At 61.5% G+C, this 16,949-nt stretch carries 3 protein-coding genes; all 3 read right to left on the reverse strand.

All coding sequences use genetic code 11. The features are described 5' to 3' along the window. Positions 1–51: 51 nt before the first annotated feature. From CBW65_RS19705 to CBW65_RS19715, 3 genes are read right to left on the reverse strand one after another with little or no spacing between them, the layout of a single operon-like run. Positions 52–372: a rhodanese-like domain-containing protein gene (locus tag CBW65_RS19705; RefSeq protein ID WP_087458305.1), complete on the reverse strand. Its 321-nt coding sequence runs from the start codon at positions 370–372 to the stop codon at positions 52–54. Then, positions 344–10,513, reverse strand: coding sequence for a non-ribosomal peptide synthetase (locus CBW65_RS19710; RefSeq protein ID WP_087458306.1), 10,170 nt, complete (start codon positions 10,511–10,513; stop codon positions 344–346). The genes CBW65_RS19705 and CBW65_RS19710 overlap by 29 nt, the downstream gene beginning before the upstream one ends. Beyond that, entirely contained in the window at positions 10,510–16,893 is a 6,384-nt protein-coding gene (locus tag CBW65_RS19715; protein WP_198299668.1) for a non-ribosomal peptide synthetase, read from the reverse strand. Before CBW65_RS19715 ends, CBW65_RS19710 begins: the two co-directional genes overlap by 4 nt. Positions 16,894–16,949 lie beyond the last annotated feature (56 nt).

The raw sequence follows: 16,949 nt of genomic DNA on the forward strand, positions 1-16,949 counted from the left end.
GTCAGGACTGGTCGGCAGGCTCCAGCGCGCGGATCTGCATGTCGGACGGGATCACGGATAAAATTCCTCCAGTTCCCCTTTCCAAGCCAGCATGCCGTCTTCCATGTTCAAGAGCTTGGTAAATCCTTGTTGAATCAAAAAGTTGCACGCGGAACGGCTGCGGCGTCCGCTGCGGCAGACGACAACCGTTTCCAGCTCGGGATCAAGCTCGGTGTAGCGGCTCTCCACGTCCGACAAGCGGATGTGGATGGCGCCGGGGATCATGCCGCGGGAGACTTCGGTGTCTTCGCGAACGTCGATGATTTGTAAGGTTGCGCCTTCATCAAGGCGGGCCAGCACGTCTTCAGCCTTGATGTTTTTCGGTTTTGCCATTGCGATCACCACTCCTTTTACTTACTGAAGAGTGTATCACTTTTTCCAGTTTCTGCGCCAGATGTTCGACGTGCGGCGGACGGACGATCGAGAAATGCGTGCCCGGCAAGTGATGCGTGGTGATCTCCCCTTGCACCAGCTCGCCCCAGCCCATCGTCGGCTCATCGTTGATTTTGGTGGCGAGTTCGATCGAGACGAACTCGGTTGCTTTGAACAGCGTGATGTCGCCACCATACGCCTGCGGCGTGTAGTCGTGCACGGAGAGCAGGTTGGCGCGGAACACGCGGTACAGGCGGTAGAACTGCTTGAAGCCGATGTCGCGCGGCAGGATGTTTTGCCGGATCGACTGTTCGAGCACGTACCGGAAGGCGTCTTCGTCACTCAAGGTGTACAGATGCTCCTCCATGCCGTCCGGGATCTCAACGCCCGAAGAGGCGGCGAGGTACTCGGAGAATCCAGCCAGAATGCTCGCTTCCGTCGGGAAATCGCGGCGGTTGTGCAAGAGCGGCGCAAAGCTGTCGAAGATCGCCAACAGCTCTACCTCTTCCCCGGCCAACTGGAGCTGCTGCGCCATCTCAAACGCCATCACACCGCCAAGCGACCAGCCGCCGAGGTGGTACGGGCCGTATGGTTGGACCCTGCGCAACTCTTCGATGTAGTGCGCCGCCATGCGGGTGATGTCGGTGAACGGCTCGCGGTCGTCATCGAGGCCCGGGGACTGCAAGCCATAGAACGGCTGGTTCGTGCCGAGCAGTTTGGCGAGATGCACGTAGGACAGCACGGAGCCGCCAACAGCATGGACGCAGAAAAAGGGCGGCTGGGTGCCTTCTGCCTGGAGCGGGATCAGCGATGAGCGCTGCTGCGTATTTCCGTCGCGCAGCATGCCCGCCAAGTGTTCGATGGTGCCCCCTTGCGACAGGGCGGAAAACGGCAGGTCCTGCCCCCATTTTTTCTGGATCATCGCCATCATCCGCACGGCGAGCAAGGAATGTCCGCCCAGCAGGAAAAAGTTGTCGCGGATGCCGACCGGCGCGATGTGCAACAAGGATTCCCAGAGCTGCACCAGTTCAAGCTCCAGCAGGTCGCGCGGCGCGGCGTATTCGGTCTCCCCCGGCGGACGCACGCCCATCGGAGCAGGCAAGGCGCGGCGGTCGATCTTGCCGTTCGGGGTGAGCGGCATGGCGTCGAGCAGCAGAATGTGCGACGGCACCATGTACTCAGGTAGCCGTGCTTGCAAAAAGTCACGTAGGTCGTCGGCGGTCGCCGGGTGCGCTTCGTCGCGGAGGACGGCGTACGCGGCAAGGCGCTTGTCGCCGGGGACGTCTTCGCGCACGAGGACGATCGCATGTCCGACCGACGGATGCTGGCTGAGCTGGTTTTCGATCTCGCCCGTTTCGATGCGGAAACCGCGGATTTTGACTTGGTGGTCGCGGCGCGAGATGTATTCGAGACGGCCGTCCGGAAGCCAGCGGACGAGGTCGCCCGTTTTGTAGAGGAGTTCGCCATCCTGCAAGATGAACTTTTCAGCGGTCAGCTCCGGGCGGTCGAGATAGCCGCGCCCGACGCAGTTGCCGCCAACGTGGAGTTCGCCTGGCGTACCGACCGGCACAGGTTGACCGTGTTCGTCGAGGACATAGACGTCGACACCGGCGAAAGGCCGGCCGATCAGCACCGCTTCAGTGCCGTCAGCGTTGCGGTACTCCTGGGCGCTGGTGCAGCAAGTCGCCTCCGACGGGCCGTAGCCGTTGATGAAGGCGCGGCCTTGCGACCAGCGGGCGATCAGTTCGGCGGTGCAGGCTTCCCCGGCAGAGATGATCGTCTGCAGGTCGGGCAAGTTGTCATCCTCCATCACCGCCAACGCGGACGGCGGCAAGGTGACGGTGGTGATCTTGTGTTGGCGCAACGTGTTCAGCAGATCAGGGCCGGGCATCAGGTCGTCCTGACGGGCGAGGTACAAGGTGCCGCCGTGGACGAGCGCCATGAAGATCTCCGAGACGGACGCGTCAAAGGAGAAGGACGCAAATTGCAGAACGCGGCTGCTGGCATCAACATGGAACGTTTTGTGCAGAGACAGCGCCATGTTGCTGAGACCTTTGTGTTGGAGCAGGACACCTTTTGGCTTCCCTGTTGACCCGGAGGTGTAGATGACGTAGGAAAGATGGTCGGCACCTGCGAGATTCGGGACGGGTTCTGCCGGTTGTTGCGAGATGGTCGGCCAATCGGCATCCAGGTGGATCAGGCGCAGGCTCTGCTTTGCTTGCAGATGTTGCAACTTTTCTGCAAAACGCTCTTGGGTGAGCAGCAGTTGCAGCCCGGCGTCTTCGATCATGTAGGCGATGCGCTCCTGCGGGTAGCTCGGGTCGAGCGGGACAAAGGCGCCGCCCGCCTTCAGAATGCCCAGCACGCCGATGATCATCTCCAGCGATCGCTCGACGGAGATGCCGACCAGCGTGTCCGGGCCGACGCCGCAGGAACGCAGATAGCGAGCCAGACGGTTGGCGTGTTCGTCAAGCTGGCGGTAGGTCAGCTGCTCGTCTTCGAAGACGACGGCAGGCTTGTCCGGCGTTTGGGCAGCACGGTGCGCGATGAGTTCGTGGGCGCAGAGGTCGCTCGGATGCGGCGGGGCCGAATTTTTCCAATCGTGCAGTTGCTGGAGTTCTTTGGCGGCCAGCAGGCTGCAGGTTTCATAGCGGGACTGCGCGTCGGCGGTCATCGCTTGGAAACAGCGGGTGTAAGAACCGGAGAGTGCGGTGATCTGCTCTTGATCAAATTCGCCGCCGTCGAAGCGCAGGAGCAGGCCGATCTCGCCCGTGTCGGCGTTTTGGCTGAACTCGGCGCTGAGCGCAAAATTGGTGTCGGCAATGCCGGTCGCATCGAGCACTTCGACTTCGGGCAAGCCTTCAAATGCGCTGTAGACGTGGAAATGCGTGAAATTGAACGCCGTCTCGAACAAGGTGTGGCCGCCGTGGTCTTGCTGGATCTGCATCATCGGGTAGCGGCGGTACGGAAGCGTCTCTTGTTCGGCGGTGAAGGTGTTGCGGATCAGTTCGAGCCAAGTCCCGCCTTGGAGCTGCTGGCGGATCGGCAAGGTGTTCAGGAACAGACCGAGGGCGCGTTCCCCTCCCTCCTGCTCGGGACGGCCGTTGGCGACTACGCCGGTCGTGACGTCTTGATGACCGCAGATGAAACTCAGGACGCGCAGGTGTGCGGCGAGCAGAACGCTTTTCAGCGGAACGCCTGCGGTGTGTGCGAGTTGTTTGAGCGCATCGGACAAATTGCTGTCGAGTGGGACGTTCAAGGACAGCTGCGGACCGTGAGCCTGCGGTTCCTGCACTTCGGTTCGCGGCAGGCGCGGGACTTTGGTGAAGGTGAACTCGTCAAGCTGCCGGAGCCAGAAGGTTTTGTGTTCATCGCTGGTGACCGCTGCGCTTTCCAGCGCGACGTACTCGCGGAACAGCGGGAGCGTCTGCTCCAGCGGCTGACCGGTGAGATAGCTGTGGAAGAACCCGGTGATCAACGTCGCCACGCTCCAGCCGTCGAGGATGGCGTGGTGCTCGGTGAAGCTGAACTGGAACGTCTCTTCGGTGCGGCGATGGATCTTCAGGCGCAGCAGCGGAGCTTGCGACCAGTCGAAATGGCTGGTCTTTTCTTGCTCGAACCAGTCGGCGATATGCTTTTCCTGCTCCCTTGAGGAGAGGTGGCGCAGGTCTTCGAAGTCGAGCGGGATGCTGACTTCGCGGTGCACCAGCTGCAGCGGTTCGCTGTAGGACGTCAGGTCAAACGAGGTGCGCAGAACCGGGTGGTGCAGGGCAAGATCGGCCACCGTTTGGGCCAGCCGCTCTGCGTCGAACGGAGCGCGCAGGTGGTACGTGTTGACGTTGTGGTAGACCGAGGCGTCACCGCTGGCTGCGCTGTGGAAGAGCATGCCGGCCTGGAGTTTGGTCAGCGGATAGGCGTCTACAATTCCAGACGGCAGCAGCAGGCGGTCTTCCTCGGCGAGCAGGCTGAACGGTTCGCTGGATGCCGCCGGGCTGTGTGCCGCCTGCAGCGTGGCGGCCAGATCGCGAACGGTCGGCTGGCGGAACATCTCTTGGAGGGAGAGCTCATAGCCGTGTTGACGGGCCTGCGCGACCACTTGAATGCAGAGGATCGAGTCGCCGCCGAGCTCAAAGAAGTTGTCTTCGCGGCCGACTTGCGTGGTGCCGAGGACATTTTGGAAAATGGCACAGAGCGCTTGTTCAGCGTCGGTCTGCGGAGCTGCGTATGCCTTGGTGCCGGTCCCGCCGTCCGGAAGCGGCAGAGCGCGGGTGTCGACTTTGCCGTTTGGTGTCAGGAGCAGGCGCTCTATGGTGATGTAAGCGGAGGGCAGCATGTAGTCGGGTAATTTGTGTTGGAGACAGCTGCGCAGGTCGCTCGGGTCACTTCCCTGCTCCGGGACGATGTACGCGATCAGGCGGTCGTTTTGCGCGGTGACGACAGCTTCGCGGACTTGGGGAAGCTGCACGAGGGCAGACTCGATCTCGCCGAGTTCGATGCGGAATCCGCGGATTTTTACTTGCTGGTCGATGCGGCCGAGGTATTCCAGATCACCGTTTGGCAGGAGTCGCGCCAAATCGCCCGTTTTGTAGAAGCCGCCTGCGAAACGCTCGGCGGTCAGCTCCGGGCGGTTCAGATAGCCTTGAGCAACTCCTGCCCCGCCCACGTACAGCTCGCCGGGGATGCCAATGGGCACCGGCTGGCCGAAGCTGTCGAGGATGCGCACCTGCAGGTCGGGGATCGGGATGCCGATGATGCTGCCGCGCGACAGGTCTGCTTTTGTCAAAGGACGGTAGGTGACGTGGACGGTGGTTTCGGTGATGCCGTACATGTTGATCAGTTGCGGACGCTCGTCGCCGTGGCGTTCGAACCATGGAGCGAGGCTTTGCATTTCCAGCGCTTCGCCGCCGAAGATGACGTAACGGAGGTTGAGGGCGCTTGGTGTTGGTTCCGCTTGGATGAGCTGGCGGAACGCGGACGGGGTCTGGTTGAGCACGGTGACCCCTTCTTGGCAGAGCAGCTCGCAGAACTGCTCCGGGGAACGGCTGGTCAAATACGGCACGATCACCAGACGGCCGCCATAGAGCAGTGCGCCCCATATCTCCCAGACGGAGAAGTCGAAAGCGTAGGAGTGGAACAGCGTCCACACGTCCTGCTCGTTAAATCCGAACCACGGCGCTGTGGCGGTGAACAGACGAGCGACGTTGGCGTGCGGGATGAGTACGCCTTTAGGCTGCCCGGTCGAGCCTGATGTGTAGATGACGTAGGCAAGATGATCCGGCGAGGTGATGCAAGCCGGATTAGTGGTGTCCGTTTCATCTGTGATCAGGATCAGCTCGGCATCATGCACAGGCAGCGCGGCAGTTAGCGTCTCCTGTGTGACGATGAGCTTGACGTTCGCATCGTCCAGCAGGAACTTAAGCCGCTCTGCCGGATACGCCGGGTCGAGCGGGACGTAAGCGCCGCCTGCTTTCAAGATGCCAAGCAGCCCGATGATCATCTCCGGAGAGCGCTCCGTGCACAGCCCGACGAGTTGGTCCGGCCCCACCCCTTTGGCGCGTAGGTGATGCCCGAGGTGGTTGGCACGCTCGTTGAGTTCGCGGTAGGTCAGGCTGACCCCGTTATAGGTGACGGCTGCGGCGTCCGGCGTTCGAGAGGCTTGCGTCTCGAAGATCTGGTGCAAGCAGAGGTGCGATGGCACAGCTCTCGGAAGCTCCCAAATGGCATTCAATTGTGCTTTTTCAGCTTTTGTCATGATATTGAGTCGTCCAAGGCACTCGTTGGCGTCCGCTGCAATGCTTGTCAGCAAGGTTTCGAAGTGCCCCGCCATGCGCTTGATCGTTGCTGCGTCAAACAGGTCGGCGTTGTACTCGAAATGGCAGAGCAGGCCGTTCGCTGTTTCTAACACTGACAGCGTGAGGTCGAACTTGGACGCACCGCTGTTCACGTCAAGCGGCGTGAGGGTCAGGCCGGGAAGTTCGAATGCTTCCCGAGGCGCATTTTGCAGGACGAACAGCGTTTGGAAGAGCGGCGTATGGCTCAGGTCGCGCTCGGGCTGCAGCTCTTTGACCAACTGCTCAAACGGCACGTCTTCGTGGGCAAACGCATCCAGCGCGGTCTCGCGCACTTGACGCAAGAGGTCGCGGAAGCTGAGCGTACCGCTGACTTCGGCCCGCAAGACGAGCGTATTGACGAAAAAGCCGATCAGCTCTTCCACTTCCACCCGGCTGCGGTTGGCGACGGGCGTACCGACGCGGAGGTCTTCTTGACCGGTGTAGCGGTAGAGCAGCGTTTGGAAGGCGGCTAACAGCGTCATGAACAGCGTAGCCTCTTCACGCTCTCCCACTTGTTGAACAGCACTGAGCAGTTCCGCAGACAGCAGCGTGTGCTCCACCGCCCCGCGATAGGTCTGCACGGCAGGACGCAGACGGTCGGTCGGCAACTGCAAGACAGGCTGGGTGCCGCCGAGCTGCTGTTTCCAGTACGCGAGCCCCGCTTCGAGCGTATCGCCTTGCAGCCACTCGCGCTGCCAGCTGGCATAATCTGCGTATTGGATCGGCAGTTCGGCAAGCGGATGAGCTGCATTCCCGTACAGCGCGGTCAGTTCGCGGATCAACACGCCCATCGACCAGCCGTCCGCTGCGATGTGGTGCAGGGTCAGCAACAGCGTGTGTTCCGTCTCACGATGCTGCACAAGCGCAGCACGCAGCAGCGGTCCTGCTTCCAGATCGAAGGGACGCGTTGCTTCGGCTTCCATCTCGCTTTCTGCGATCCAACGCAGCTCAATCGGCATGTCGGCATGCACAACCTGCTTCGGCTGTCCGTCTACCTCCGTGAAAGTAGTGCGCAGAGCTTCGTGCCGGTTCACGATGGCCTGTAAACTCGCCGTCAACCGTTCCACATCCAGATGCCCTTCCAGCCGCACCGCGCTGGGAATGTGATACGCAGCCGTCCCTTTTTGCAGCTGCTCGAAGAACCACAGCCGCTCCTGAGCAAACGACAGCGGAATCAATTCGTCACGCGGGACTTTTTGCAGAGGGGGCAGCGCTTTCGCCTTGTTTGTCGCTTCCAGAACTGCTGCCAGACCGGCAATCGTCGGCGCGTCGAACAGCTTGCGCAGCGGCAAGTCGACATCGAACTGCTGGCGTACCCGCGCCATCACTTGCGAGGCGAGCAAGGAGTAACCGCCAAGCTCAAAGAAATTCGACTCGACGCTGATCTCCCCGACTCCCAGCACCTCACGCCAAATCGCTGCGATGCTCTCTTCCTGCTGCGTGCGCGGCGCGATAAATTCTGCTGCTGCCACCACAGGAACGGGCAACTGCGCCCGGTCAATTTTTCCATTGGCCGTTCGCGGGAAGATATCCAGCAGAACAAACGCAGACGGCACCATGTACTCGGGAAGTTTCGCTCCCAGCCTGCGCTTCAGCAAATCCAGATCCAGATTCGCCTCGCCTGCCACATAAGCGGTCAAACGATTCTCCTTCGCCATCACCAGCACTTCGCGCACACCAGAATGCGCCAAAATCGCCGCTTCCACTTCCCCGGTCTCGATGCGGAAGCCCCGCACTTTCAGCTGCTGGTCGATCCGTCCGACAAATTCCAGCGCGCCGTCCGGGCGATACTTCACCAGATCCCCCGTCTTATACAGCCGCCCATCACCAAACGGATTCTGCACAAACTTCGCTTCCGTCAGCTCCGGCCGCTTCCAATACCCGTTTGCCAGCCCCGCGCCGCCGATGTGCAGTTCGCCAACGACTCCGACCGGCACCAGCTGCATGGCGTCATCCAACACATACATCTGCAAATTCTGAATCGGTCGCCCGATCGGCACGTTACCCGACGGATACGTCTCCCCGCGCCGGCACGTCCAGGCGGTGGCGTCGATGCAGGCTTCCGTCGGGCCGTAGAGGTTGTGCAGGGACGTGTGTAGCATCCGGTCAAAAAAGCGCTCCTGCAGCTCGCCCAACATCGCTTCGCCGCCGCAGAACACATGGCGCAACGACGTGCACGCGGCCATCCCCGGCTCTTCCAGCATCACCTGCAGCAAGGACGGCACCAGCGCCAACACGGTGATCCCCTGCGCGGCGATCTCCTTCACCAAATACGCGCTGTCCTGACTCTCCTCCGGGTCGGCCAGCACCAGCTGTGCCCCCGACAACAGCGCGGCATAAAACTCAATGCCTGACGCATCAAAACCAAACGAGGTCTTTTGCAGCACCCGGTCGTCCGCCGTAATCCCGTACGTCTGCAAAAACCACAGCATGTGGTTGCAGATCGCCCGATGCGGCACAGCGACGCCTTTCGGTTCGCCGGTCGAGCCCGAAGTGTACAACAGATACGCCATCAAGTCGGCCGACGCGCCCGACTCCACTTTTTCCATCGGCTCTGCTGAAGACGCGACGAGCAACTCAGGTGTCAGCGTCACCGCCACATCCCCGTCCTGCTCCATAAAACGCAGCCGTTCCGCAGGAAGCGCCGGGTCGAGCGGCAAATAAGCCCCGCCCGCTTTCAGCACGCCAAGGAGTGCGGCGACTTGCTCCGGCGAGCGGGACATGCGAATGCCGACCGTCGTGTCAGCGCCCACTCCCTTTTTCTGCAGGAGGTGTGCCACTTGGTTGGCGCGCCGGTCCAACTCGCGGTACGTCCAGCGCACATCGCCCATCACCACAGCGGTCGCATCGGGCATATGCTCAGCCTGCCTTTCAAACAGCTCGTGCAGGCAGACATTATCAGTATCAGGGTATGCCACAGCCGTCTCATTCCACGCCCCCAGCAACTTCAGCTCCTGCTCCGACAACAGCGGCAGATCGCCAACCGCCGCATCCGGACGTTCCGCGATCTCTTCCAACAGCGTCAAAAAGTGCCCGGCCATCCTTTGCACCGTCTCAGCCGCAAACAGGTCGGTGCGGTACTCGAAAGCACCATGCAGCGTTCCAGCCTCCTCTTCGACCATCAGCGACAAATCAAACTTGGCCAGCCCGCTCTCCACTTTCAGCGGCTCGACGGTCACGCCCGGCAGCGCCAGTTCGCCTGTCATCGCGTTGTGCAGCATAAACATCACCTGAAACAGCGGTGAATACGCGCGGCTGCGTTCCGGCTGCAGGCGCTCGACCACTTTTTCAAACGGGACGTCGGCGTGCGCATAGGCATCAAGCGTCACGCCGCGCACCTGGCGCAGGAGTTCGCGGAAGCTGTGAGTTTTCTCTACGGAAGCCCGCATCACCAGCGTGTTCACAAAGAGTCCGATCAGCCCTTCGATCTCCTCGCGGTTGCGCCCGGCGACAGGCGTGCCAACCGGGATGTCACCTTGCCCTGTATAGCGGTGCAACAGCGTCTGAAACGCCGCGAGCAGCACCATGTACAACGTAGCCCCTTCCCCTTTGGCCAGCTCCGTCAGCTTTTGAAAAACGGAGTTCGGCAGCGCAAAGCGGCAGGTCGCGCCTCCATTCTCCGTTTCAGCCGGACGCGGGAAATCGGTCGGCAGCGCAAGCACTGCCAGCTCGCCGCCCAATGTCTCTTCCCAGTACGCCAACTGCTCTTCCAGCACTTCCCCTTCCAGCCACTCCTGCTGCCACAGCGTGTAGTCCGCATACTGCAACGGCAGCTCCGGCAGTTCCTCCCCGGCATACAGCGCCGAAATCTCGCGAATCAACACGCCGATTGACCAGCCGTCGGAGATGATGTGATGCAGGTTTAACAGCAGCACATGCTCCTCTGCGCCAGTCTGCACGAGGACGGTTCGCAGCAAAGGCCCTTTTTCCAGATCAAAACTGTGCAATGCCTCTTCCTGGGCCAAACGGGTCAATTCCGCCTCACGCGCTTCCGACGGCAGGACCTGCAGGTCGATCCGATGCAAAGCGACCGTCCGCGCAGGATTGACCACTTGCAAGGGTTCCCCGTCGATCAGCTCAAACGTGGTCTGCAGCACCTCGTGGCGGGCGACGACCTCCTGCAGGCTTGCTTCCAGGCGGTCAACGTCCAGCGCCCCGGTCAGTTTGACAGCGGCAGGGGTGTTGTACAGCGGGTTGCCCGGCGTCAACTGGTCCAGCAGCCACATGCGCTGCTGGGCAAATGACACAGGAAACTCGTAGATCTCGATCATTTCGAACCGTCCTCCTTCACTGGCTTTCTGCGGTATGAATCACGGGCATAGCGGGCCATCTTCGGCTCCTCTTTTTTCGGTACGGCTGTGGCTTGCAAGGTCTCGATTTGCACGGCAAGTTCGGCAACGGTCGCCACTTCGAACAGGTGGCGCAGCTGCACTTCGACTCCGAAGCCGCTGCGCACTCGCGCTACCAGTTGCGAGGCGAGCAGCGAATGTCCGCCGAGGTCAAAAAAGTTGTCATGGATGCCGACCTGCTCGACCTGCAGCAGCTGTGCCCAGATCTCGGCCAGCTTTTGCTCGACCGGCGTGCGCGGGGCGGTGTAGGCCGGGCGCGAGTCGGTGTGATCGGGGGCGGGCAGTGCTTTTTTGTCGACTTTGCCGTTGGTGGTAAGGGGCAGGCGGTCGAGGGTGAGGATGATGGGCGGCACCATGTAGTCAGGTAGTTTTTGTTTCAGGAAACCGCGCAAGTCTTCATTTTGGCCGACGATATACGCGATCAGTTGGCCGTCGCGAGCGAGCACAACCGCTTCCTGTACGGACGGGTGCTCCAGCAGGGCGCTTTCGATCTCGCCCAGCTCGATGCGGAAGCCGCGCACTTTGACCTGGTCGTCAGTGCGGCCGAGGAATTCGAGATTCCCATCGGGTCGCAGGCGTGCGAGGTCTCCCGTTTTGTACAGCCGTCCCGACCCGAACGGGTTGGGCAGGAAGCGCTCGGCGGTCAGTTCCGGGCGGTTGAGATAGCCGCGTGCGACCCCCGCGCCGCCGATGTAGAGCTCGCCGGTAACGCCAAGCGGCACCTGCTGCAAGTGTCCGTCCAGAATGTACAGCTCCGTGTTGGTGATCGGCTTGCCGATCGGCACGATGCCTGCAGCTGGCGTATCGGACGTGACCGTATAGATGCTGCACCCGACAACCGTTTCGGTCGGGCCGTACTCGTTGACCAGCAATGTTTCCGGCGCATGTTCACGCCAGACGGCGAGCAGATCGGCCGGCAATGCTTCGCCGCCGATGACCAGCGTTCTGGTGCGTCCCGCGAGCTGTTCCGGCCGCAGGTGGTCGCCGAGCAATTGCAAGTGCGCAGGTGTGATCTTGACCACGCCGAAGTTGGTTTGCGCCAGAAGCGCGTCGCCAAGCGCCGTCAAATCTTCCGTCTCCGGCACCATCACCACTTGTCCGCCGGAGATCAGCGGAGTGAGCAGGCTGGTCACCGTCAAGTCGAACGCCAGCGAGGAATGCACAGGCGCTCCGATCCCTTCCCGCACTGCGTATGCATCGGCTGCCCATGTCAAATAATTGACGAGGCCGCGATGTTCGATCAGCACGCCTTTGGGGCGGCCCGTGGAGCCGGATGTGTAGATGACATAGGCGAGATGCGAAGAGGTGACGCCGCTTGCTGCAGGCATTGCGCTCTCCTCTGCCACTCCGTCGATGCAAATGATGGAGGCAGACGTGCCCGGCAAACGAGCGCTCAAACGCTCTTGTGTAAGCAAAACGGGAACCTGCGCATCCTCCAGCACAAATGCCGTCCGCTCCAGCGGATACGCCGGGTCGATCGGCACGTACGCGCCGCCCGCTTTCCAGACGGCGAGCAGAGCAACCGCCATCTCCACCGAGCGCTCCAGATACAGCCCGACCAGCACATCCGGCCCAACACCAAGCTCGGCCAAACGATGGGACAGCGCATTGGCTTTCTGATCGAGCTGTCGGTAGGTCAACCGCTCCGCTCCGCACACCACCGCGATGGCATCTGGCGTTCGTGCCGCCTGTTCTTCGATCAGGCGATGCACACAGATTTCCCGAACAAAATCTGCCTTGGTCTGATTCAAAACATTCAGCACTTCCTGCTCCCCTGCGGTCAACAGCGGCACCAGCGCAACCGAGCGCTGCGGCTCCTGCACCATCGCCGAGAGCAATGTCTGCAAATGCCCCGCCATCCGCTCCGCCGTCGCGCGGTCGAAGAGATCGGCGTTGTACTCCAATGCCGCGCTCAGACGGCCTGCTTCCTCCGCCATAAACAAGGTCAGATCAAACTTTGCCGTCCCCGCTTCCACTTCCACCGGCGTCAAGGTCAGCCCTGGGAAGGACAGACGCTCAAACGGCGCATTTTGCAAAACAAACATCACCTGGAACAACGGTGACACGCTGCGATTGCGCTCCGGCTGCAGCTCTTCGACCAGTTTTTCAAAAGGCAGTTCCCCATGCGCATACGCCCCGACTGCCGTTTCGCGCACGCGGGCAAGCAGTTCGGCAAAGGTCGGCGCGCCGGAGAGGTCGGTGCGCAGTACCAGCGTGTTGACGAAGAAACCGATCAGCCCTTCGATCTCCTGACGGCTGCGTCCCGCGACCGGGGTGCCGACGAGGATGTCCTCCTGTCCCGTATAGCGGTGGAGCAGGGTCTGAAACGCGGCGAGGAGCGCCATGAACAAGGTCACGCCTTCGCGCTGGCAGAGCTGTTGCAACTGGGATGCAACCTCGTCTGGTATCATGAAACGCATCGTTTCACCACGATACGTCTGCACCGCCGGGCGCGGACGATCGGTCGGCAACTGTAAGATCGGCAGCGGGCCATGCAGCTGCTCTTTCCAGTACTCCGTCTGCTCCTGTCCGTGCCCGTGCGCTTTCTGCCAAGCCGCGTAATCGGCGTATTGCACAGGCAGCAGTTCCAGCTCCGAGCTGCCGTACAGCGCAGAGATCTCCTCCATCAGGACGCCAAGCGACCAGCCGTCGGCGATGATGTGGTGCAGAGTCAGCGCCAGCAGGTGATCTTGTGCGCTGCTTCGATACAGTCGGACACGCAAAAGCGGGCCGGTTGCCAGATCGAAGGCTTGGCGGATTTCTTGCCCGGCCAGTTCTAAAATCTGCTCATGCGAGTGGGCTTGGACGTCTTCGATCGGCACTTCGATGTGCATCGAGGGCAGGACGGCAGCTTTCGTCACGCCGTCCTCCTCTGTAAAGACGGTGCGGAGGGATTCGTGACGCGCAACGACTTGGTTGAAGCACAGGGCCAATTTTTCCACGTCCAGATCGCCTTGCATCCGCAGCGCTCCTGCGATGTGGTAGATCGGTGTGCCTGGCTCCAACTGTTCGAAAAAGAGCACCCGTTCTTGCGCGAACGACAGCGGCAAGGCACCGTCTCCGGCGAGGGGCACGACGGGCGGCGTGTGTGACTCTTTTGCCTGTCCGACAGCAAGTGCCAATGCTTCGAGGGTGGGCGATTCGAACAGCTTTTTCAGGGGAAGATCGACGTCCCACTGTACGGCGATGCGCGAGACCACCTGTGTCGCCAGCAGCGAATGGCCGCCACGGGCGAAAAAGTTGTCGTGCACGCCGACTTGCTCCACGCCCAAGACTTCCTGCCAGATCGCGGCCAAGGCGGCTTCTGCAGGCGTGCGGGGCGCGACGTAGTGCGGCTCCATCCCTGCTTCCGGCTCGGGTGCGGGCAAGGCGCGGCGGTCGACTTTGCCGCTGGCGGTCAAGGGTAATTTTTCAAGTGAGACGATGACGCTTGGCACCATGTATTCGGGGAGTTTGCCTTGCAGGAACAGCTTGAGCTCATTCGGCGGCGCATCGCCCACCACGTACGCTACAAGCCGCTTGTGCCCAGGAACATCTTCCCTTGCAGTGACCGCCGCTTCCTGCACCAAGAGGTGCTCGCACAGCGCCGCTTCCACTTCGCCCGGCTCGATGCGGTGTCCGCGAATCTTCACCTGCTGGTCGGCGCGTCCGAGGAATTCCAAGTTGCCATCGGCCAGCCAGCGCGCCAGATCGCCTGTGCGGTAGAAACGCTCGCCATCGGCGAAGGGACTGGGGAGAAACCGCTCTTCCGTCAAATCCGCTCGGTGCCAATACCCACGCGCCAACGCCGCGCCGCCGATGTACAGCTCCCCTTGCACACCGACCGGCACGGGCTGCAGGGATTCGTCCAACACATACGCCTGCACGTTGCTGATTGGTTTGCCAATCGGAGGCAGCGCTGTTTGCACGCCATCCTGTAACGTATACGCCGTCACCACATGCGTCTCTGATGGCCCGTACTGGTTGTGCAGCACGCACCCTGACATCCCGTCCAAAAACCGCACGATCTGCGAGGTCATCTGCAGTTGTTCGCCTGCGGTCACGATCTCTTTCAACCCGGTGACGAGACCGGCTGAGACGGCCGATTCCGCCAGCTGCTGCAAGGCGATAAAGGGCAGGAACATCCGCTCTACGCCTGTTTCCGCCACCAGCTCCAACAGCTGCCTTGGCTCCCGGCGCACTTCTTCCGACGGCACAACCAGCGTCCCGCCCGAGCACAGCGTGGAAAAGATCTCCTGACACGCCACGTCAAAATGCAGCGCGGTAAACTGCAGCGTCTTGACCGCACCTTGCAAAGCAAACGAGCCGCGCTGCCAGGACAGCAGATTGCTGAGCGCCTTGTGCGGCATCTCCACGCCTTTGGGCACGCCGGTCGAGCCTGACGTGTACAGCACGTAGAGCAGATGCTCCGGCGTCACTCCGCCCACCGGGTTCGCTTCGCTCTGCCCGGCACATGCGGCCTCTTCCATCACCACGACTTCTGCCGCATGCTCAGGCAGCAGGCTATGCAGATGCGCCTGCGTCACCACCACCGGCACCTGTGTGTCTTGCAGCAAAAAAGCAAGTCTGCTCTGCGGATAGCCCGGGTCGAGCGCCACATAAGCGCCGCCCGCTTTTAGCACCGCCAGCAACGCGACGATCATCTCCACCGACCGCTCCATGCACAGCCCCACAGGAACATCCGGCCCAACGCCTTTCGCACGCAGCAGATGCGCCAACCGATTGGCCCTGCGATTCAGTTCGCGGTACGACACGTTCTCCCCGCTGAATTCCACCGCCGTCCGCAGAGGCGTCTCCTCCACCTGCCGCTCGAACCACTCGTGCAAACACAGTTCTTCAAAAGCCGCCCCGGTCGCAGTCCACTCCCCGAGCAGCTTTTTCCGCTCCTCTGCCCCTACAAACGGCAATTGCCCGAGCTGTGTATCCGGCGCTGACAAAATGCCGTCCACCAGCACCTGCACATGCCCGGCCATCCGCTCAGCCGTCTCGCGATCGAACAGGTCGGCGTTATATTCCAAGGTCAACTTCAGCAAAGACGCCTCTTCCAGCGCATACAAGGTCAGATCAAACTGCGCCGTCCCCGTCTCCACCTCTTCGCGCTGCACGGTCAGCCCGGCCAAAGCGGGCGGCGTTTCCGGCGCGATCTGGTGGACGAACATCGCTTTGAACAGGGGCGGAACGCTGAGGTTCCGCTCCGGCTGCAGCTCTTCGACCAGCTTTTCAAACGGCACGTCCTGATGCAGATCGCCGTCCAGACTGACCTGCCGCACATGCGTCAACAGCTCGCGGAACGTCAGCTCCCGGGATGGGTGCGTCCGCATGACCAGCGTGTTGACGAAAAAGCCGATCAGCCCTTCCACTTCCCGCTGTCGGCGGCCGGCGACAGGCGTGCCGACGCGCAGATCTTCCTGTCCCGTGTAGCGGAACAAAAGCGTTTTGAACACGGCCAAGAGCACCATGTTCAGCGTCGCCCCGGTCTGCTTGCCGAGCTCTTTCAAGTCCGCTGTGACCTGTGCAGGCAGTTCCAACCGCACCGCGCCGCCGCGCGTCGTCTGCACAGGCGGACGCGGACGGTCGGTCGGAAGCTGCAGCACAGGCATCTCACCGCCCAACTGCTCTTTCCAATACCGCAGCCCTTTTTCTAATGCGTCGCCTTGCAACTGCCCGCGCTGCCACTCCGCAAAATCTGCGTACTGAACAGCCAGCGCAGGCAAAGCAGTGCCGCTGTACAGCGCGGCCATCTCTTTGACCAGCACGCCAAGCGACCAGCCGTCGGCGACGATGTGATGGAGGGTGAGCAGCAACAGATGCTCTTCCTCTCCCTCGCTTGCCAAAACGGCACGCACCAGCGGGCCTTGTTGCAAATCAAACGCCTTCTGCGCCTCCTGATGCAGTTCCCCCGCCTCAGCCGTCGTCAGTTCCAGCACCGCTTCCTCCGCGATCACCTGTATCGGCTCGCCTTGCACTTCCACAAAGGTCGTGCGCAGCGCCTCATGGCGGCGCACGATCTCATTCAGGCACCAAGTCAGCTTTTGCACATCCAACGGGCCAGACAGCCGCACCAGCGTCGGGATGTTATACGCGGCACTCCCCGGCTCCAAACGATCTAAAAACCACAAGCGCTGCTGGGCAAAAGACAGCCTGGCTGCCCCCGTCCCGCTGCGGCGCGGAATGCCCGTTTCCGATCCCTGCACATCCTCCGCAAAAATCCCGTTCATCCGCTGCTCCAGCAAAATCTGCTTCTCCGGCGACAACCGGGCGCGGCGCTCCAGCACGCGCTGCATCAGCTCCGAATTGCTCATCTCGATCTCCCACCTCCGAAAAAAAGGCAAAGGTGTGTTTGAAGATCCTAATGACT

The sequence above is a fragment of the Tumebacillus avium genome (assembly GCF_002162355.1).
Taxonomy (GTDB): Bacteria; Bacillota; Bacilli; order Tumebacillales; family Tumebacillaceae; genus Tumebacillus_A; species Tumebacillus_A avium.

Excerpts from the sequence above, each read along its gene's own strand:
- CBW65_RS19705 (WP_087458305.1), bottom strand. The coding sequence starts at position 372 with ATGGCAAAACCGAAAAACATCAAGGCTGAAGACGTGCTGGCCCGCCTT.
- CBW65_RS19710 (WP_087458306.1), bottom strand. The coding sequence starts at position 10,513 with ATGATCGAGATCTACGAGTTTCCTGTGTCATTTGCCCAGCAGCGCATG.
- CBW65_RS19715 (WP_198299668.1), bottom strand. The coding sequence starts at position 16,893 with ATGAGCAATTCGGAGCTGATGCAGCGCGTGCTGGAGCGCCGCGCCCGG.